Consider the following 18,893-nt stretch of genomic DNA (forward strand, 5'->3'; position numbering starts at 1 on the left):
TATCTCAGAGCCTTAAAAGCTTGTTGGAAACTCCTCATGAACACTATGTTATGCAGGTGCTATGTAGTTTCTAGTTCAGTTGCAGTAAGTCCCATTTATTACCATAGAGATCTTGGAACACCACCACTGTCCCGTATTCTTCCACACGAGGCTCTTCATTAAATACAACACCATTTTTCTTCATCAACTCGTAGTCACGCCAAAAATCATTAGTTTGCAGAAACAGGAAAACACGGCCACCTGTTTGATTTCCTACTGCATGCGTTTGCTCCGGTGTACTCGCTTGAGCTAAAAGTAGGTTTGTACCATTGGAGTTTGGAGGAGAAACTTGAACCCAGCGTTTACCACCACCTAGGTTGGTATCTTCAACCAGAGTGAATTGAAGTTTTCGAGTATAGAATTCGATAGCATCGTCGTAATTTTCAACGACTAGAGCAATGTTTCCGATTTGCTGCTGAACAGTTTTGGCCATGATGATTTCCGCTGTGTCAAAACGCTAATTGTACGCTATTTTGAGACTTTTCTAGAAAGCACGTAACGCCTTGCAAATGTTTAAGGCACACAATACGAATGTTTACCCACAGCGCCTTTGCCACTAGAACCTACAAACAATATAGCTACCACAAGTGTCGAATCTTGATTGAGCAACTCATCAAAGCCTTAGCTATAACTCAAGAGCAAATCTCTAACCTAATAACGAAGGCTGCTCGTATACCACGGTATTATAGTTCTTCTAGTTTTCCCTTAGCTAAATCTTCTTGTTGCTTAAGGAACATGAAGAAGTTTGCCTCACTGATAAACGGGTTACCGCTTGTGCCGAGCTTCTTCCTATTTTCAAAAAGGAAATTTTTATGTGGATGGTTCGAAAGGTTAACGTTCACAATAGGTGCCTGTAGTGAAATTTTTCTAATTTTCTCCATGCTAGTCAGGAACTGGCCAATAACTTCTGGATCATTGCTACTTACGCTATGCCCACCAACGATAAAAGCACGATATTGTTCGCCATTATCTTCAACAGTGAAGTCTAAGGAATAATCACCTTCCGTGTGGCCAGGTGTGAGATAGAACTTAAACTCATGTCCACCAATAGCCATAGAGCTATCGCTTTTTATCTCTATGTCTAAATTTGGAGGAAGGAACTTGTTCTCACCTTCGCTTTTGTTTGATTGCTGTATAGATAGTTCATGAGCGCTTTTGGTCATCACGACTTTGGAACCATACTTCTCTTGAAGTAACTGGGCGCCTCCAACGTGGTCAGAATGCCCATGAGTTACCAATATGTGCGTTATTGGCTTATCTTTTAGCCCTAGCTTCTCTAGGTTGATAGGTATCCACTCAGAGTAAGGGAAGTCAAGCGTATCAATGATAACGAGTCCGTCGTCTGTAGCAATGGCATATGATGAGACCCACTTGTCGCCTACATAATAGACATTATCAAACATTTGAAATGGTTCTACATAACCGTTCTTATCATTCATTGCTGGAACATATTGACTTAAGGAAGCAAAAGACGAAGCACTGAAAAGTAAACCTACAATAATTTTTTTCACGAAATCACACACAAATATATCCTTAATAATTTCTTATAGAACCTCGCGGATGAGAAAGCTCTAAACGATTTTCAGAGGCAAATACAACTGCAAATACTTTCTACTTAGCTTGAGTTTTAGCTGACCGAATCACTTGTAAACTCGAATCCTATTAACTGCCTATGTATTCATGATTCTTTTAGAGGTTAAATAAATGAACTCAATTGAAGCAGAGTCATGAAGCTTCACTTGAGGTTACCGGCACAGCACAATGTGATAAACCTCTTTCAAGCAAACATTTGAATGCGATTTTTCCAATTTAAGACATGTTCAATAAATGCATCAACTCTTGCAGGCCTTTTATCGCGGTCTCGATACATAATGAATACTTCTTTACCCGAGCATTGCCATTCTGGCAACAAAGGCAGCAGGTTATGTTGATCATGATTTAGCTCATGAAAGTAATAGGTTGGAATCCAAGCAATTCCTAAACCATGGATGACGGCGTCTCTAACTAGTAGTACATCATTTGAAGTGAATTGAAACTTTAGCGGATGATCAAATGTTTCATTGGTGATTTGATTAACTAATTTCCATTGGCTGTCGTTGTTTACCGTAATTAGGCGATGATGAACAAGTTGTTCTGGATGGGTAATCGGTTGGTGTTGTTCTAAATAGCTTCGTGATGCACAAAGCGCAAATGGAATCGACCATAATTTCTGAGCAATCCAGTCTTGTTCAATAAGATCACCAAGACGAAAACTAACATCGACACGGTTAGATACAAGATTGATTTTTTCATTCTGTACATCTAAATCGATACATATCTTCGGATGTTGCTCTGCAAATTCATAAACGCACCGCTTTAACCACATCTGTGTCATGTTAATTGGCGCTGATATTTTTATCGTTCCGCTTAAAGACTGACGCTCAGTCGCAATTCTCGATGTCACATTATTTAAGCTAAGAAGTAACGGCTCACAGAGTTGATAATATTTTTCGCCATCAGTTGTTAATGCAAAGTGGTGTGCACCGCGGTTAAATAGTCTGCAATTTAAGTTTGTTTCCAGCTTTTTTAACTTCCGGCTTAGCGTGGCTAACGGGACATTAAGACGCTCAGATGCTTGTGTTAGGCTTTGATAGCGAGCAACAGAAACGAATAACAAAAGATCATCCAAAGAGTGACGTTCCATATTTGGGATTAACCCTCTTAAATTTGGCTATTAAAAATCAAATATGAAATATATAGCATTATCGCGTCAAGTTAATTTTTATCAGGAAGATCTATGTCTAAGCATTTATCAATTTGGTGCGGTGTTGTTGTCGCTATCTTTTTTTGGTCTAGTAACTTTAACGTAATAAAGGCTATTAATAGCGATGTCTCTCCTTTGGATTCAGCGACGTTACGATTTTCCGTTGCAGCTTTAATACTCTTACTGATAAGAGGTACTAAACGCTCTCCATATGGAGCCAAACTCACACGAAAAAGTATGTTGTCGTTGTTTGTTATAGCAACCGTGGGTGTAACTATCCAAAACTTCTCTATTTTCTCTGCAATGAGATTTACTACCCCAGTTAACGCAGCGGTTGTTCAGGCAAACCTACCACTTGTCACCATCTTGTTGTCGGGCTTTATTCTCAAGACTTCCATTTCGGTTAAAACTATTTTAGGTGCACTAATCAGTTTTTGTGGAGTGGTAATCGTCATTACAGGGGGAAATATTCATTCTATTAGCAGCAATAGTAATATTGGTGATCTATACATGTTATTTGCTTTAATTAGTGGGTGTTTATACACAATTCTAGCTAAGCGTTTAACATCTCATATCCCAGTAACTCAGCAGTTACGTTGGGTGTTAAGTATTGGTGCCATTCAAATGGTCGCTATAGCGATGTACCACGGCGACTTTAGCCTTAGCTTAAATGCCATAACATTTAAAGACCTAGCATTAATAGCTTACATGAGCCTGTTTGGAACTTTGATTGCTTATTACTTTTGGATGAAAGGCGCTATCGTTCTTGGTCCAGATAAGATGTCTCCATTATTTAATATTATGCCGGTATTCACTCTACTGATTTCGTTCATTTCTGGTGAGCAGACTCAATGGGAAAATGTTTTAGGCGTCTTTATCGTTGCGGCTGGTGTGTATATAGGTAACTCAGCACCTTTTGCTCGTTTACGGAAGGTGGTGGAGTAAAAATAGACGCCAACCTTAAGTCGCAATATTTAGCGCAATACTTTGTTAATTGGCATAAGTTTTCTTGGTTTCCAATAGGTACACTTTTCGCTTTCGTCGTTCACTCTTTTATCTAACTTTATTGAGTGCATGTCGAAAATCTTCAATCTTTTGCTAAGAGCGTTTTTTACTATGTAAAAAACAGAGGAGAATGACCATGAAAAAACGACTCAACTATATTGAAGTAGCGCCAAAAGCAATAGAAATCCTATACGCTCAGGAAGCTTACTTCCATGAACAATTTAGCCAATCAGAAACTATGAACATGATCATATGGGAACTGGTTAAGTTACGCATATCGCAAATCAATCAATGTGCATTTTGTATCGACATGCATAGTAAAGATGCGCTTAAGTTAGGTGAAAAGCCGGAACGTATATGGGGGCTTAGTGCATGGAAAGATATGCCATTCTACAGCGATGCAGAACACGTTGCGCTTGGCTGGGCTGAATTACTAACTGCTGGCCTACCAGTAGATGATGATAGCTATCAGCTGACCTTGAATACCTTTGGAGAAGAAGCTATGGTCAACCTAACAATTGCGATCAACGCGATCAATAGTTGGAACCGAATAGTTAAGGCATTTAAGCCAAAGGTTGGAGTCTATAAACCTCGATAATTCTATTTGACGGTTCTTACTTGTACGCCACTGCTTATACCTCAACTTAATAGGATGAAAAGTACATGTGTATCACTTTCTCATTTAAGTTGAGGTTAAATAGGATGATTCATTTGAACTTAGAATTTGATATTTTAAAACCTCAAAAGGCTTTAGCTGGCTATGTTCAAGCCATTTGGTCAGCATCCGTCAAACCTGATACGACGCAAACCGTACGTAAACAATTACTCAGTGATGCTGGTACAGGTGTGGTATTCATTTTACAGAATGATGTACAAATGGATGGTGAGTGGCAAACGCCAGGGGTTGTCCTACTACCTGTGAGCATTCTGGCACATCAAGTCTGCCTACCGCCAGGCACGGTGATGACTGGCGTACGCTTTCATCCTGCTGTTGGTTATCAACTATTTGGTAAACGTCTAGAACAGCTATTGCGGATTCAAGACGACCACCCTTTGGCTTCTTCTGCACTAGCAACATTTGAGTCTCAGCAAACAGCTCGTTCGCCATATGCAAGGATTTCTACGTTATATCGCTGGGTTCAAACACTGATTGAGGAATATGAACCGCAGTATGTCGGCCACATTATTGACCAACCTACAGGGACCATCAGTCAGCGCCAGAGAGAGCGCAATTTTCAGAAATGGTTGGGGATTACTCCTAAACATTACCAACGCATTAAACGAGTGAAGCACACTTTAGAGCAACTCCGAGCGCAACCCGATCTTACTTTATCGGAGTTGGCGCTGGAGCAAGGTTTTTCCGATCAAGCACACATGACTAGAGAGTGTAAGCAGATTGCGCGCATGACACCGAAGCAGTATGTCCGAAAGAGAAACCTCTAAACCTTATTAGCTTTCTACATCAAACCCCATTGATTCAGAATCGACCATATACTTGTTACAATGTTCGATCATATATCACCTACTTTTTCGATCGCTCATTCCAGCTTGATGTGAGTTGGTTAGCTCGCTTTTGATGCCGCGTGCCGCTCTACCATAAACGCGATCACTTCTTCGCTTAAGCAAGATTTGCTGATGTATTGGCGTTGTTTACCAAGGTGAAGGATAAAGCCCAAATCAGTTTGTTCGAGTTGGTCGATTTCATTCCAAGCGAGGCTGCGGTCAACTTTACCGCTTTTGTAGCGCACGCCATCTGCATTCACTTCAAACACCACTTTACTGCCGCGGCTTGAGCTGATGGTTTGACGCCACAGCCACCAAGTTCTTTTGAAGTAAACGCTGCACGCTTCAATCACACTCAATACGATAAAGAACCAACCGACGTAACCGTTAGGTAGCAGTTCAAACTCCAATAAAACCACACCAAAAATTAGAAAGAGGATCCCTTTCAAATACGCTTGCGGGAACTTAACTGGCTGGCTAGTTTGATCATAACACTCAGCAAAAAATGGCTTGTCGAGTGTGTATTCTGTAGTGAATTCGAAATCTTTAGACATGTATGGTTACTTCAAGGCTTCTATAAATGAGTATTCTTGGTTGCACTCTCGCAACGCATGCATTGTAGCGCTTCTCGGGATTTATCTTTAGTCCTTTTGATTCTGTTTTGTAAATCAATGATACCGCCACGCCAAAAGACCTCGGTGCACTCGCCAAGATCAAACAAGGCGAACCATTTGGCTCGCCTTATTAATTAGCGACCTATGTGACTTGTGAGACTTTCTACTTTAGAGGGTCGTTGTCTGGCAATACACTGTGTATCCATACTGCCAGTCGGTGTTTGATGCTTGCGCCGTCTAGCTTGCTTTCCGGTAGTGGTGTTATCTGTTTGGCATCGACCAAGAATAGGTAAATCGCTTTTACTCTTAGAGGTTGTGGTGACTGTGGAAGGTCAAAACCTTGTAGCTTCGCCATCTTCCCACCAATCTCTAGTGCCTTCTTAACCAGTTTGTCTTCATTGTGAAGCTTGGAGCTTTTTGACATTGATAAATCCTCTTCTTCGCTTCAATTAAGAATACATGAAGTGTCACGTATGGCGTGTTAGTAAGCTCGCATATTGATAAGTTTATGCCTTGCTTCCGAGTAAGAACAAAAAAACAAACCGAATTGTTGTATTGGTGAGTTTGCTACCAGCCGGTCTAGCCTCTCGAACCGACCGCACTTTTTAACAATCGCGTCTAAAGCGTCAAGCTCGAATAAAAATTCATTTTTTGCAACACCCTTTAATCATATTTCTCGTGTGGCTTGCTCACACATCGCCTCGCAAACATGATTCCAAGCCCAGTCTAAGCAATGTGATACTCAGTAATACAGATATGTAAGAGATTACATATATTAGCAGTTTCATTATGACAGAAATTAGCATGTGCAACTAACCAAAATAGGTACGTTAACAGATGTTTCGATTCTATCCACTAAGTTATTTCGTGAAATCGATTAAAGAACTCTAAAATTGATTTAGCTGGAACATGGTCTAGAAGATTTAGTTTTGTATGCCTTTATATTTCAAGAAAATAGTTAGCCAGAAGAGCTTTATGAGTAGTTAAAACGCCAAGAAAATAACGAGAGAAGTGGGTAAAACCGTAAGGTTACCTGTTACATATCTATATATTTATAACTACTACGAGTAATTTTAAGCACTGATAATTAACACTTTCAGTTAACACACTTTATGTATCATATGGGAACTTTTTTAAATGAAATAAATCCTCAACTTCTTATCGTTCCCTATTGATTTAGCTAATATTATACTCACTTATAAAACTAACAACATTATCAGCAATAAATAAATTTTAGGGTGAGTATTGACATGTCATGATAAATTATTTCAATAGAAGCCATAACCACCTATTACCTATTAAACTTTACATGATTATTATGTATTGCTGGAATTTCTTATTTTAATTTCATAATTACTCATGGATAGAACAACTCAAAAATATAATGACACTAATCATCTTTATTTTTATAAAAATTGGAGAATAATTGTTCTATCTTGATAACTTGATAACTTGATAACTTGATGACTAAATTTTTAGTCATACCTACCTTCTTTTTAAAAATTTTATACTTCTAGATATTAGAAATTACCTATTCTCATTAATATAACTTATTGATTATATAGGTCGTGTTCATGGACATAGTTCTCAATCTTGAAAGTAAACCTATGTGAAATCATTGAATTTGTGATGAGAACCTCACACAAATATAGACTAGGTGTTACACTTAGCCGTATTATGTGCAATTTTAGCCAGCTTCATTTTAAGTGGATTCCAATTGTGTTAGATTTATTTTTTACTGTATTAGAATACTTTGCGCTAATATTAGTTATCATGTTTATTTTTATTTTTACGTTTGGATATTTTTTTAGTGGTGAAGAAGTCCAAGAGTATACTCCAAACATCAAAGGACGTATTACTAAGAACGGATTTGCTATACAAGACTGCATTATAGAGCTTAGGATTAAATCTAGTAACCATTCATTAAAATACATATGCACTACAAATAAAAATGGCGTATTTACATTTAACTCAGTTGTAAGAAAAAGAAAAAAAGTTCTAAGTATTTTTGATGGTATTTTTCAAAAGATGTTGTCTATAGAAATATCCGCAGTAGTTGACAACAAGAAAGCTATAATCTGGAAAGGAGTCTCTAGGCAATTATCAATTGAAGATAACGAAAGAGAAAACATGTCTAATTTACATTGCGAAGTTAGCAACCCTATTAAAAAATATGATTTCCATTTATATGGAGATTCTGTGTTAAGCCAATGTGAATTAATTAAATTCTTGAGAGTAAATAGATAACACTCATTAAAAACTATAGCATTTATCTATAATTAAAATCTACAAAATCATAAATATAAAATTGTCAAATTAATTATGGTGCAATCTATGTTGTGTAAACTTTATTAAAAACAATTTAATCTTTAGGTGACACAAAATTAATGTAATTGTTTTTTATGTTAGTTACAGTTCAAATTTACCTCATGTCGCATTTTATATCCCTCCTTCTAGAGTTGACTTCATCTTAGAGGTAGTATGTTATTTTTAATTTTTACTGAGTTTTAAAATGAATAAAAAACAGCTTGATGAATATACACCAAATATAAATGGGGTAATAACGAAAAATGGTATTCCGATTAGAGATCATGAAATAACATTTGGAATCAATTCCGAAAAATTAAATGAAGAATTGATTGTCAAAACAGACAAAAATGGTGAGTTCAATTTTGATGCGATATATGTAGAGAAAGACAAAAACATGGAAGGAATTTTTCATGAAAAACGTGTCTCCATTTATATACTTACTAATTACGATGACAAAAAAGTGATACTTTGGAATAGTACATTGAGCGGATTCGTTGTGAGTGATTTTGAAAGAAGCAATCTTGGTAATTTAAATTGTGAAATTAATAACCCGATAAGTTCCTTTGCATTTAAAGATGGGCAGGAAAACTCTGCACCAGTGTATGTTTATAGCCAATGTTCATTATTTGGCTATTTTCAATCTGAAGTTATTGGAGATTCATAGTGAAATCATTAACCCCTCGTCTAGCTTCAGCCATAGCAGAAGTACCTTATGATGTTTTTTCTGGCGAATTAAATAATGTTCCTACTGATGTTGCTAAACAATTTGAATTTGATACAAAATTAAAAATTTTCAAAGCAACATCTAAGTTAATAGGCTTAGTAAAACAAACAACAAAGTTTGCTGTAATAGCTGAAGGTAGAAAAGGAACTCAGTATGCCGATTCTTTGGTTATATCATTTAGAGGTACTGAGAAAATAATTGGTGACATTATCACTGATGGGCATGTTGGCCTAACTGGAACATCTTCAGGTCATATTGTTCATGCCGGTTTTGAGAACTGTTTTAATAGCATTCGACCGCAGATATCCAATTATATTTTATCTTATAAGAAAACCTACGGAACCATGCCTAGAGTAATACATTGTGTGGGTCATAGTTTAGGGGGAGCAGTAGCCTCGCTAGCTGCAGAGTGGCTAAGATGTACTTACCATGCTCGAGTTCACTTATATACATTTGGTGCGCCTCGGGTTGGCTTTTTACCTTTTGCACGTGGAGTCAGTAGTGAAATAGAGAAAACCTATCGCTGTACGCATGGTGCTGATCCAGTACCAATGGTGCCTCTTTGGCCGTTTGTCCATGGTGGTAGTGAATATAGGCTAGATGGAAGCTCTGGTATTTACGCCTGTGCCCACGGATTAAGCTTGAAAGCAACGCCTGGATACATGAATACTGCCAATACTCAGGACTGGGAAGGTCTGGAGTACTCCTCCGATATTTATCTTCGACAACCGACTACACTTTCATACTTTAACAGGCATAACGCCCACTTCAACTCCACTTGGATAGCAAAAATCGGTTCTGCAATCATGACTTTACTTAAGTTGAGTGGCCAGGCTCACAGAGCTCAAGCATACATGACTGCAGGAATGACTTGTTGGGATTTATTGGCCAAGTTGCTTCATAGTGTTAGCAAAATAAAAGTTAAATATGCAGAGCATTTACGCGGAATTCTTGGCCATATGAATGTAATGTCTGGAAATCCAGCGTTAGATGTATCAAGCATCACTTATTCTGTAATTAGAAATTGTTTTTCTCGTTTTATAAAAAAGCTGAAGCAATTTGTAGGACACGCAATGAATTTGGCAAGATAAATTACTTCTTGTAATAACAATACTATATAACAGTTAAATATTATATAGTATCTTGGTTGAGCACGTTTGTAATTATCTAGTTTCTGTTGACAGGATTTAGTTTAGACTATTATTTTTACAGATAAGGATATTCATTAATTACGTGCTCATTTCGAACACCGAAGATACATTTTTCTTTATCAATTACTATACAGAGAAATTATATTTAAAAGATATATATCAAGAGGAACATTTCTATTTAAAGTTCGAGTTACAAAAGTTATTTATGTTCCCCTACATTAAACTCGCCGCCCCGAAAGCGGTAGTTCGCTGGTCTCACCAACCAAACTGGCTTACTATGCCAGGTACCTAAAACGCTTTGTGAGTCACTCATGAGCAGAAAAAATAACAAAAATCTCAGCATTCTTCTTAAACTCAACACCTTTATTGCACCTTATAAATGGCGGGTTGCGGCGGCCTTGGTTGCCCTTGTCGCGACAGCAAGTTTGACGTTATCCGTTGGCTATGGAGTACGTATTCTTATCGACCAAGGCTTTGCTCAGCAATCATTGCAAGAGCTTACCAATGCGATTCAGTTTATTGTCGGTGTCACACTGTGTATTGCCATTGGGACTTTCTTCCGCTTTTACCTTGTCTCTTCCGTAGGTGAGCGCGTCAGTGCGGATATTCGCCTTGCGGTGTTTAACCACGTGATTACGCTGCACCCGAGCTATTTTGAGACCAACAGTAGCGGCGATATTATGTCGCGCCTGACTACCGATACCACGTTGCTGCAAAGCATTATCGGTTCATCGTTCTCAATGGCGATGCGTAGCGCTTTGATGTGCTTTGGTGCCATCATTATGTTATTCGCTACCAACGTTAAGCTCACGCTGATTGTGCTTGCTTCTGTGCCTTTGGTTTTGGTACCAATTTTGTTCTATGGACGACGCGTGCGTGCGCTCTCTCGCAAAAGTCAGGATTCAATGGCCGATGTCGGAAGCTATGCTGGAGAAGCGATAGAACATATTAAAACCGTGCAAAGTTTTAGCTCAGAGTCGCATGAACGAGCGGCTTTTGCTGTCGAGGTGGAAAAAGCTTATGAAGTAGGCAGACAGAGAGTAAAGCAGCGAGCGATTCTGATATCAGGCGTTATTGTGATTGTGTTCAGCGCGATTTCAGGCATGCTTTGGGTAGGCGGCAGCGATGTGATTCAGGGAAAAATGTCTGCGGGTGACCTAGCCGCATTTGTGTTTTATGCCATTATGGTTGCCTCATCGACTGCAACCATTTCCGAAGTCATGGGTGAATTGCAAAGAGCCGCAGGTGCTACCGAACGGCTGATTGAGATCCTTCAAGTAGACAGTGATATTAAAGCGCCAAGCAACCATTTGCCTGTCCGTGCCGACATGCCTGCTGAGGTTAACTTTAATTCGGTGAGTTTCAACTACCCTTCTCGCCCAAATCAACCAGCAATCAAAGAATTAAATCTAACCGCTGAACAAGGAAAAGTACTGGCGTTGGTCGGCCCTTCTGGTGCAGGTAAAACAACACTATTCGAACTGCTGCAACGATTTTATGACCCACAGCAAGGGCAAGTGTTGTTTGGTGGTGAAGATATTCGACAGTTCGATCCAAACGAGCTTCGACGTCAAATGGCGCTCGTACCACAACAACCAGCGCTGTTTAGCCATGATGTTTTTCATAATATTCGCTACGGTAATCCTGAAGCGACGGATGTACAAGTTATCGAAGCCGCGAAAAAAGCCCATGCCCATGAGTTTATTGAGAAGCTTCCCGAAGGCTATCACAGCTTTTTAGGCGAACGCGGCGTTAGGCTATCGGGCGGACAAAAGCAGCGCATTGCGATTGCTCGCGCGATTCTAAAAGATCCAAAAATCTTACTGCTAGACGAAGCTACCAGCGCCCTTGATAGTGAAAGTGAACATCACGTTCAGCAAGCACTTGAAGCTCTAATGAAAGGACGCACAACGCTGATCATTGCTCATCGTCTTTCGACTATCCAACATGCGGATAAAATTGCGGTGCTTGACAATGGCGAATTAGTCGATGTTGGTAACCACCAATCATTAATGCAAAGCTGTGAGTTGTATCAGCGACTTGTGGCATTGCAATTTAAGCACTTGGAGTAACGCCTAGTTAAGCGCTCAAAAATAAGCAAAGGCGGACCAAATAATTTAATAACAGGAGTTTAACGATGTTTTTGTGTCAGTCCAGCGAGCCCTTGCGAGACTAGGAATCTAATAGCAGCGCTCTGAGTGGTTAATGAGATAATTTAGACCATGAAAAGCTAGGATAGAAGATCCCACATCATATCCCATCGTCGCTGTACAAGGTGACGAAATACAAAAGATGCCACTCGCAGTTAAACGAGCGGCATTAAACCAAGCAGCTCGCCTTTTAACAAAGGAATTCCAGTAAGAATCCAGTAACCAGCGTATTCTTCCTTCAACTAGAAACACCGTTCACAACCACCATATAAAAACCATTCAACTTCATTTGTAACAATCTAGGTTTCAAAAATAGGAAATCATTGCTGAAAAAGTTTACCGCGTTTTGTGTTGCTATCTATGGTTACAATGTTTGAGACATCAATGCCTTTAAACCAAGCAACACAAAAGCGGCACCGATATGAACAGCGAAGCGAAACAACTATTTTCTTATCTATGTCAGCGATACGATGCGCTTTCTCAAGAGCTTGAGTCTCGCCCTTTTCCTGAATTTTCTGAGACTATTACTCATCCTCTTGGGCACTGTTTAGTCCGTTGCCCAGCAGGTAGCCAACGCTTTTCTATTGTAGCAGTCAACTTTGCACCCTCCGTTCGCGGGCAAGGCGTGCTTACTGCATTTATCGACTACATCAAAAGCAATCCTTACCACTACCAAGGTGTTGAGGTTGCAATCATTGAAAACAAGAACTTAGCTAAACGGCTTTTGTCTCTTGGCTGGAAGTACAAGTCCCTGTTTGGCAAGATTTTCTTCGCTAGCAAGCCGACCCTAGTAAAGGACTTTCAGTCTGCGTAATAGTTATTACGAAACCGCATCGACATCCAAAGTAAAACCATCACTCAAAATCCGTAAGCATGTTGAAAAAAACTTGGCGATCTTCTGCAGTACTTCCTCGATGAGCAGTGTATTCAACGTGCGCGTCTGCGCTGGCTTTTGGGGATAGATTGATGCCCCATAACGCATTAATTTGGTTTGGTACGATGGAATAACGCATATCAACAATTCGCATTTCATTATTCGGATCCGTCGCTACAAAACCGTTTGAAAACCAACGGAAACGTTCGATGTCTCTTGCTTGTTGCGATTGCGGGTTTAGCCACGGAAATTGCTCTTTTATATTTAACTTTGGAGTTGATTCGCCAGGGTAAATTTTTATTGAACGCCCCACCCTTACGGCATCTACATAGTAGCTCTCTTCCGTTTCATAAATTAGTTTCCAAACCAAAAGATTGCTAAAGCTTGGTTTGGCTTTTAACTGTATAGCGTTGTGTTGTCGCTCTTTGACGATTTCCCAACCAGCTGCTTCTGCTCTATCTCGTTGGATCATTCCAAGGCTTAGGTAAGCCAGACACCATAAAAATGCAATGCGGGCATAGTTTGGGCTTCGCTTCAGTGCAGCAAACAAAAGCAATATTAAAATAGGGAGTGTGAACGCGGGGTCGATTACCGAAATAGTGTTCCAAGCATAACGCGTGTTGCTTATCGGCCATAGAAGCTGTGTTCCATAACTGGTGCATGCGTCTAATAACGCATGGGTACTATAACCAAGCGCGCAGTAAAACCAACTCTGCCGGAAGCTTAGTCCTCGCTTTTTTGCGAACAATGGATACAACACCAAAGCACAAATGAAACTACCAAACGGGATAAACAAGAGCGAGTGAGTAAATTGGCGATGGTATTCCAAATACAGCAAAGGATCAGTTGAAGAACGGATGAGCACATCTAAATCCGGAGCCATCCCAGAGACCACGCCCAACACGCCAACAACTGCAAGGTTTCGCTTGTTGCTCACGGCCAGTGGCAAAGCTGCACCCAATAAACCTTGCGTTAACGGATCCATCGTTCACTTCCTTTAGATAGATGAAGCTCAGCTGGAAAGCGTACACGCTCAATAGTCGGTTCCAATTTAAAAACCAGAAGGTTCTTCGACATAAATTATCCGCATTTAAGTGGAAAACAATACACGACTTAGTCATGCATTTGCTTGTTTAGCAACAAACACCTTGATTTAGTGTAAGAAGGAATCACGCCGTTCGCTAGTGAACGAACAAATCTGAGTCTAGGCTTGTTTGGTATTTCAAACCCGAAGGTTTATCTGACGCGAAAAAACAAGGCGAACCAAATGGCTCGCCTTGTTTCTAATTTACTGAACGATAAACGACAGGTGTTTAGTCTTGAGGATTCTCTTTCGCGTTGATTTCAGCGTAAGTGTGTAGCAGCTCCGTCAATGTTTTTACCCACGCAAAAACATCCGAAGGTGCATTTTCGATTAGTTTTTCCACTAGAGCACAGTGTGTTTCTAGCGTGATGGCCTCTTCCAAACGGAATGAGATCGCGTAGAAATGCCAAAGCACCAATCTCGTCATTCGCTCGCTATTTTGCTTTGCGTTGTCTGAGTCATCAAACGCTTGTTGAATTTCACTCAGTGCGATTGCTGTCATGCGTAGCATTGCATCAAGACGTGCAGACAACATGCGGTCTTCACTATCCACTTCTTCTTGATCAAAAGTGAACAGCTCATTCATCACGTCTTCTGGCACCATTTTACTGATCATACGAGCACTAAACTCTTCCAGCTCATGGCGAGGCATAGTTACAAGACAATCGAAGGTGTAATCACGAAGCATAAAATCACTCTAGGTTAGAAATCAATTTCAGCCTCGCATTCTAAATATTGAAATTTCAATTGCCAGTGTTAATTTCTATCCATCTACGAAAAACTACAAAACACCGTTGATTGCAATACCAACACCAATCCGCTGCTGATTATGATCATAGTCGATCAAGCTCTTACCATAACCAGCTGAGTATTGTGCGTACCCCTGAACTTTGCCCCAAATCGGAAATGACACACCCAGTTCTGCAAAACCCTTATGTGTTTGAAAGTTCTGGCGACCTAAAAAGGTAAACTCGTAACCATTCCACTTGTAAGCACTCGATAGCTCAAAGTGTCCCATATAGTCCTCGATATCCGGGTTATCATCACCTTTGGGATCATTAGGCGATGTCTTTTCATCTTCAGGTATACGCCACCAAGGCTGGATAGAAACCGCAAAATTGTCTTTTGCAAAGGTTAAGTTGGCATAGACACGGTTCCAACTGCGCGATAGCTCCTGTCTCTGACCGTTAGACTCATGTTCAATACCAAAACCTAACCAAGTCGAACCATCAAGTGGTTTCCAGTCTGTTGGGGTGTAGTAAAAAAGCTCTGGACGATAATTGGTTTCACGGAATGGACGAGATGCTGCCCCCGTGTATACCTGCCAAAATGATTTAAGAGTCATTCCAAAAAACAGACCATCGCCATCAAACAACAAGTCATCATAGTTCATTGGTACTTTAAAACTGATTTGGAACTCCGCCTCTTCCTTACGCAGTTCATCGCCGTATTTGGTGTCGGCATACGCGCGTTTATTTACTCGATCACTGTACGTAAACGGAAGAATATAGTTAACGCGATGCGCGACCAGACTAAACGGTTCAAACGCGTTTTCTCGTTCTGATTCCAAACGCTTGTCGACCAAACTTTCCTGAAGTTCTTCAGGCTCTTCAATTTCTGGATCAGCGGGCACTGTGCTGGTTACTGTGTCAAGCTCACACTGCGCGCGAATGCTCTTTATGGTTTCCTCACCTTTGCTTTGCTTTATTTTGTCTAGCAAACATAAATCATAAGCACTGGCTGTTTCTCCCATCGCAACTGGCGCTGCCAATAAACTCAGTATTGATATCCCTGCCACTTTTGAAGCCATCTGAAACCCTTAATATTCTTTATGTCAAACCAGATAATTTTAGTTTTTCTTGGTAAACCGCTTGCCATTCTGACGTTAAGGCAATGTTAAATGTCCGCCGACTTTACGTCTTGGATAAATGCAACAGACTTTAGACATATCGGTCAACTATGATCAAAGCGCAAAAAACAACCAAGAGTTGAGCATCATAGATAAAAACCACTCGTTTGCATGATGCTCATGTTATCTATGCAAAATACTGGCTCGTAACTTTGATTGCAAACCCGGCTATGAATAAACCCAAACCATAACCCAAATGCGCCAATGTGCTAAGAAAACGGGCTTTCCAAGGTGTTGGGGTTTTACTCGCAGCAAAACCAAATCCTAGACAAGGTTGAATGACCAAAAATGGGAAGATCAACGTTACCACACCTGTAATTAAGCTGGGCATTAGACTGGGCTCTACCAACCAATGATGACCAAAAACAGTAACGTGAGCCAAAGCGAAAGTAACGCCGATGGCATAATGCAAAAACCAGCCAAGTAACTTTTCTCCCGGCATCGCCTCTGACGCCATAATTGGCGCATGCATAAACTTTCCTTGGGGCATGTACAAAACCCAGCGCGCAACCAACGCATAGTTTAATGAAGGAATACCAAACACTCTCCTTTGTAACCATGCCCATAAATCCATTATCAAAGTGGCACCAATCCCTATTAGCACCGCTTGCAATCCCATTAAAAGCAGCATTTTTCTCTCCTCAAGTTTTTGATTTGTTAAGGTCTTAGTTGCATGCTACAACTTAAAGCCAACTTGAAGTCAATGGGGAATAATATGGATATTGCAGAAGTGGTTAGAAAATCAGGATTGCCGACTTCAACGCTCAGGTACTACGAACAGCTGGGGTTAATTCGCTCGATAGGAAGGAATGGATTGAGACGCCAATATTCACCAGAGGTACTCAATACACTCAATTTAATTAGTTTGGGGCGTATCGCTGGAATATCGCTTAACGAAATGGCAGAAATGTTGAATCAATCAAAAGTTTCAAAGCCATATATCGATCGTGACTTACTAACGAAAAAGGCACTTGAGATTGATGAGCAAATAAAACGTTTGAAAGCGGTGCGAGACAGCCTCAACCATGTCGCCTCCTGCCCTTATGAATCGCATATGGACTGCTCTTCATTTCAAAGGCTTATGAAAGTCGTAAAGCGTTATGTCCCCCAAAAGCAGAGATGAACCGCTCTCCCTACCTTCCTATTCTTGATTTAAAAGGAAGTAACTCGACATGGAGGGTTACTTCCTCTCATATTACTTAGCTTTCGCTTTTACGTACTTCTTCACTTTTTTCATCGCCATTTTTTGCTTCAGCGGTGAAAGGTAATCAATAAACAAGTTACCCGATAGGTGGTCGATTTCGTGCTGCATCACAATCGCTAAGAACTCATCACTCTCGATTGTAATCGGGTTGCCATCACGGTCTAGTGCAGAAACAACAACTGACGTGTAACGCTCTACATCTGCGTAGTACTCAGGAACAGAGAGGCATCCCTCTTGACCAAGTGCTTTGTTTTCTCCGCTCACCACTTCTGGGTTGACTAAGATTAAAGGATCATTGCGTTCGTCAGAGATATCGATGACAACAACCGCCTCTTTTCTGCCTACTTGGGTTGAAGCTAAACCGATACCATTGCCCGTTGCGTAAAGTGTTTCTAGCATATCGTCGATCAACGTTTGTATTGTCGATACATCAGTGACTTTTTCTGCTTTTACTTTAAGCCTTGGATCAGGAATTGAGAGAATTTCGAGGACTGCCATACTTACCTTTCATATCTATAAATCGTAATTCGTGGCGAATTATACACACGTTTCTCGATACATAAACCTGCTAAGCTATCTTGCGCACAAGGCATAAACCATTAACTCAAACGACAACACAATAAATGGGTTTGCCTTTTAGACAAAAAATCCTACAAACAGGAAACTAAAACGCCAGCACATTATGGCTGGCGTCTTGTCATGATCCTAATTGAATCGTTTGTTGTATTTTATCTACTGACTTTCCTTGGCTTTGAGTAATACTCTAATCGCCATTTTCTCACCACTTTTTAAAATTAAGTAGGCGATGCCAATCGTTATTAGCATTATGATAGCAATAAAAATACTTACCCCACCGAGCTCAGATAATAAATAAAACGGAGAAATATCTAACGACATTAAGATAAGAGAGAACACTACCAAACTTGCTAAAGTCCACAGTAAAACAGCATACCATCTTGTTTTTGTTGGCATTACATCTCCAGTCTTGTAGCCGAAGTAATAACCAACACTCATGGCTGGGATTAACGTGCTAAGAAAGCCTGTACCACTCATTTCTATCCCAACAATATATTCAATGGCCAACAGCAATGCAGCCCAACAAACGGACGCCAGACACAACAGAGACGTAACAAGAAGTACCGATGGTGGCTGGTTTATTTCTGATTCTGAATAGTTATTTTTTAATTCCACTTTCATTTCCTTCCATTTATTTGAATAAAATAAGCGTTTTAGATCATGCTTCCGCTTGGACAACCTAGAGAAACAACACCGCCATAACTCGTTGTTGGCGTAACTACCATGACTAAATCAACAGGAAGAAACACAACGTCCGTTGCTAACGACAAAGGAATGTCAATCAATGATAGTGGGTATAACGCGATAGAAGTAATATCAGCTCTTAAATAGCAAGGTTGTCGTGCGACTGATAACGCGGTGCCTGAAAACGGCTTTCCGTATCCGCCACCAGCATGCGCATCTATAGACGAACACCCCACCATTAAAGATGCTGACACCACAAGAAATACAACTTGTAGCTTTTTAAATAGTTTTATTTTCATTTAACCTAGATTCCAACTAACTAT

At 40.1% G+C, this 18,893-nt stretch carries 21 protein-coding genes; 9 read left to right on the forward strand and 12 right to left on the reverse strand.

The genetic code is table 11. From position 1 onward, the window contains the following. Positions 1-70: 70 nt before the first annotated feature. The 3 genes from R7P74_RS06295 to R7P74_RS06305 form a co-directional block, all read right to left on the reverse strand. Positions 71-472, reverse strand: coding sequence for a VOC family protein (locus tag R7P74_RS06295; RefSeq protein ID WP_137282666.1), 402 nt, complete (start codon positions 470-472; stop codon positions 71-73). A gap of 250 nt (positions 473-722) precedes the next feature. Beyond that, positions 723-1,550 carry an MBL fold metallo-hydrolase gene (locus tag R7P74_RS06300; protein WP_225452537.1) on the reverse strand — a complete coding sequence of 276 codons (828 nt, stop codon included), beginning with the start codon at positions 1,548-1,550 and terminating at the stop codon, positions 723-725. Between the two features lie 266 nt (positions 1,551-1,816). Next, a complete protein-coding gene (locus R7P74_RS06305; RefSeq protein ID WP_262634060.1) occupies positions 1,817-2,722 on the reverse strand; it encodes a LysR family transcriptional regulator in 906 nt (301 codons plus the stop codon). Between the two features lie 93 nt (positions 2,723-2,815). On the opposite strand from R7P74_RS06305, the gene R7P74_RS06310 reads away from it, so the two are divergent. From R7P74_RS06310 to R7P74_RS06320, 3 genes are all read left to right on the forward strand, one after another. Next, the gene (locus R7P74_RS06310) at positions 2,816-3,727 is read left to right on the forward strand and encodes a DMT family transporter (protein ID WP_262634059.1); all 912 of its coding nucleotides are present in this window, start codon (positions 2,816-2,818) and stop codon (positions 3,725-3,727) included. A 196-nt stretch (positions 3,728-3,923) separates the two neighbouring features. Next, positions 3,924-4,385 (forward strand): carboxymuconolactone decarboxylase family protein, encoded by a 462-nt coding sequence (locus tag R7P74_RS06315; protein WP_047104117.1) that lies wholly within the window; start codon positions 3,924-3,926, stop codon positions 4,383-4,385. 104 nt (positions 4,386-4,489) lie between these two features. Next, entirely contained in the window at positions 4,490-5,230 is a 741-nt protein-coding gene (locus R7P74_RS06320; RefSeq protein ID WP_262634058.1) for a helix-turn-helix domain-containing protein, read from the forward strand. A gap of 119 nt (positions 5,231-5,349) precedes the next feature. Here the strand turns inward: R7P74_RS06320 and R7P74_RS06325 are convergent, their stop codons facing one another. Together R7P74_RS06325 and R7P74_RS06330 are read right to left on the reverse strand one after the other, a co-directional pair. Then, positions 5,350-5,844, reverse strand: a complete 495-nt coding sequence (locus R7P74_RS06325) for a YcxB family protein (protein WP_262634057.1) — start codon at positions 5,842-5,844, stop codon at positions 5,350-5,352. 223 nt (positions 5,845-6,067) lie between these two features. Beyond that, entirely contained in the window at positions 6,068-6,328 is a 261-nt protein-coding gene (locus R7P74_RS06330; protein ID WP_115386623.1) for a DUF5062 family protein, read from the reverse strand. 1,295 nt (positions 6,329-7,623) lie between these two features. Between R7P74_RS06330 and R7P74_RS06335 the strand changes: the two genes are divergently transcribed. The 5 genes from R7P74_RS06335 (at position 7,624) to R7P74_RS06355 (ending at position 13,053) form a co-directional block, all read left to right on the forward strand. After that, positions 7,624-8,151 carry a DUF6795 domain-containing protein gene (locus R7P74_RS06335; protein ID WP_262634055.1) on the forward strand — a complete coding sequence of 176 codons (528 nt, stop codon included), beginning with the start codon at positions 7,624-7,626 and terminating at the stop codon, positions 8,149-8,151. A gap of 265 nt (positions 8,152-8,416) precedes the next feature. Beyond that, on the forward strand, positions 8,417-8,878 hold the full coding sequence (locus R7P74_RS06340; RefSeq protein WP_053303565.1) for a DUF6795 domain-containing protein: 462 nt from the start codon (positions 8,417-8,419) through the stop codon (positions 8,876-8,878). Then, positions 8,878-10,029, forward strand: a complete 1,152-nt coding sequence (locus tag R7P74_RS06345; RefSeq protein ID WP_262634053.1) for a lipase family protein — start codon at positions 8,878-8,880, stop codon at positions 10,027-10,029. Before R7P74_RS06340 ends, R7P74_RS06345 begins: the two co-directional genes overlap by 1 nt. 371 nt (positions 10,030-10,400) lie before the next feature. Next, positions 10,401-12,161, forward strand: coding sequence for an ABC transporter ATP-binding protein/permease (locus tag R7P74_RS06350; RefSeq protein ID WP_262634052.1), 1,761 nt, complete (start codon positions 10,401-10,403; stop codon positions 12,159-12,161). 499 nt (positions 12,162-12,660) lie between these two features. Further along, positions 12,661-13,053, forward strand: coding sequence for a hypothetical protein (locus tag R7P74_RS06355; protein ID WP_005376463.1), 393 nt, complete (start codon positions 12,661-12,663; stop codon positions 13,051-13,053). A gap of 40 nt (positions 13,054-13,093) precedes the next feature. Here R7P74_RS06355 and R7P74_RS06360 read toward each other — a convergent pair whose 3' ends face one another. From R7P74_RS06360 to R7P74_RS06375, 4 genes are all read right to left on the reverse strand, one after another. Further along, positions 13,094-14,098, reverse strand: coding sequence for a metal-dependent hydrolase (locus tag R7P74_RS06360; RefSeq protein ID WP_206969559.1), 1,005 nt, complete (start codon positions 14,096-14,098; stop codon positions 13,094-13,096). Between the two features lie 328 nt (positions 14,099-14,426). After that, positions 14,427-14,885 carry a hypothetical protein gene (locus tag R7P74_RS06365; protein WP_005388759.1) on the reverse strand — a complete coding sequence of 153 codons (459 nt, stop codon included), beginning with the start codon at positions 14,883-14,885 and terminating at the stop codon, positions 14,427-14,429. Between the two features lie 93 nt (positions 14,886-14,978). Continuing rightward, positions 14,979-16,007 carry a phospholipase A gene (locus R7P74_RS06370; protein WP_017820977.1) on the reverse strand — a complete coding sequence of 343 codons (1,029 nt, stop codon included), beginning with the start codon at positions 16,005-16,007 and terminating at the stop codon, positions 14,979-14,981. Positions 16,008-16,233: 226 nt separating this feature from the next. After that, complete coding sequence (locus tag R7P74_RS06375; protein ID WP_203345405.1) at positions 16,234-16,737, reverse strand: DUF2938 domain-containing protein; 504 nt, start codon at positions 16,735-16,737, stop codon at positions 16,234-16,236. Positions 16,738-16,821: 84 nt separating this feature from the next. On the opposite strand from R7P74_RS06375, the gene R7P74_RS06380 reads away from it, so the two are divergent. Next, on the forward strand, positions 16,822-17,229 hold the full coding sequence (locus tag R7P74_RS06380) for a helix-turn-helix domain-containing protein (RefSeq protein WP_213869820.1): 408 nt from the start codon (positions 16,822-16,824) through the stop codon (positions 17,227-17,229). 72 nt (positions 17,230-17,301) lie between these two features. On the opposite strand, the gene def is transcribed toward R7P74_RS06380, so the two are convergent. The 3 genes from def to R7P74_RS06395 form a co-directional block, all read right to left on the reverse strand. Next, positions 17,302-17,808 carry a peptide deformylase gene (gene def / locus R7P74_RS06385; protein WP_047101472.1) on the reverse strand — a complete coding sequence of 169 codons (507 nt, stop codon included), beginning with the start codon at positions 17,806-17,808 and terminating at the stop codon, positions 17,302-17,304. 234 nt (positions 17,809-18,042) lie between these two features. Next, positions 18,043-18,507 carry an ABZJ_00895 family protein gene (locus tag R7P74_RS06390; RefSeq protein ID WP_171342919.1) on the reverse strand — a complete coding sequence of 155 codons (465 nt, stop codon included), beginning with the start codon at positions 18,505-18,507 and terminating at the stop codon, positions 18,043-18,045. A gap of 32 nt (positions 18,508-18,539) precedes the next feature. Further along, positions 18,540-18,869 (reverse strand): YceK/YidQ family lipoprotein, encoded by a 330-nt coding sequence (locus R7P74_RS06395; protein WP_017820979.1) that lies wholly within the window; start codon positions 18,867-18,869, stop codon positions 18,540-18,542. Positions 18,870-18,893: the final 24 nt, after the last annotated feature.

The sequence above is a fragment of the Vibrio sp. 2033 genome, from assembly GCF_033339735.1.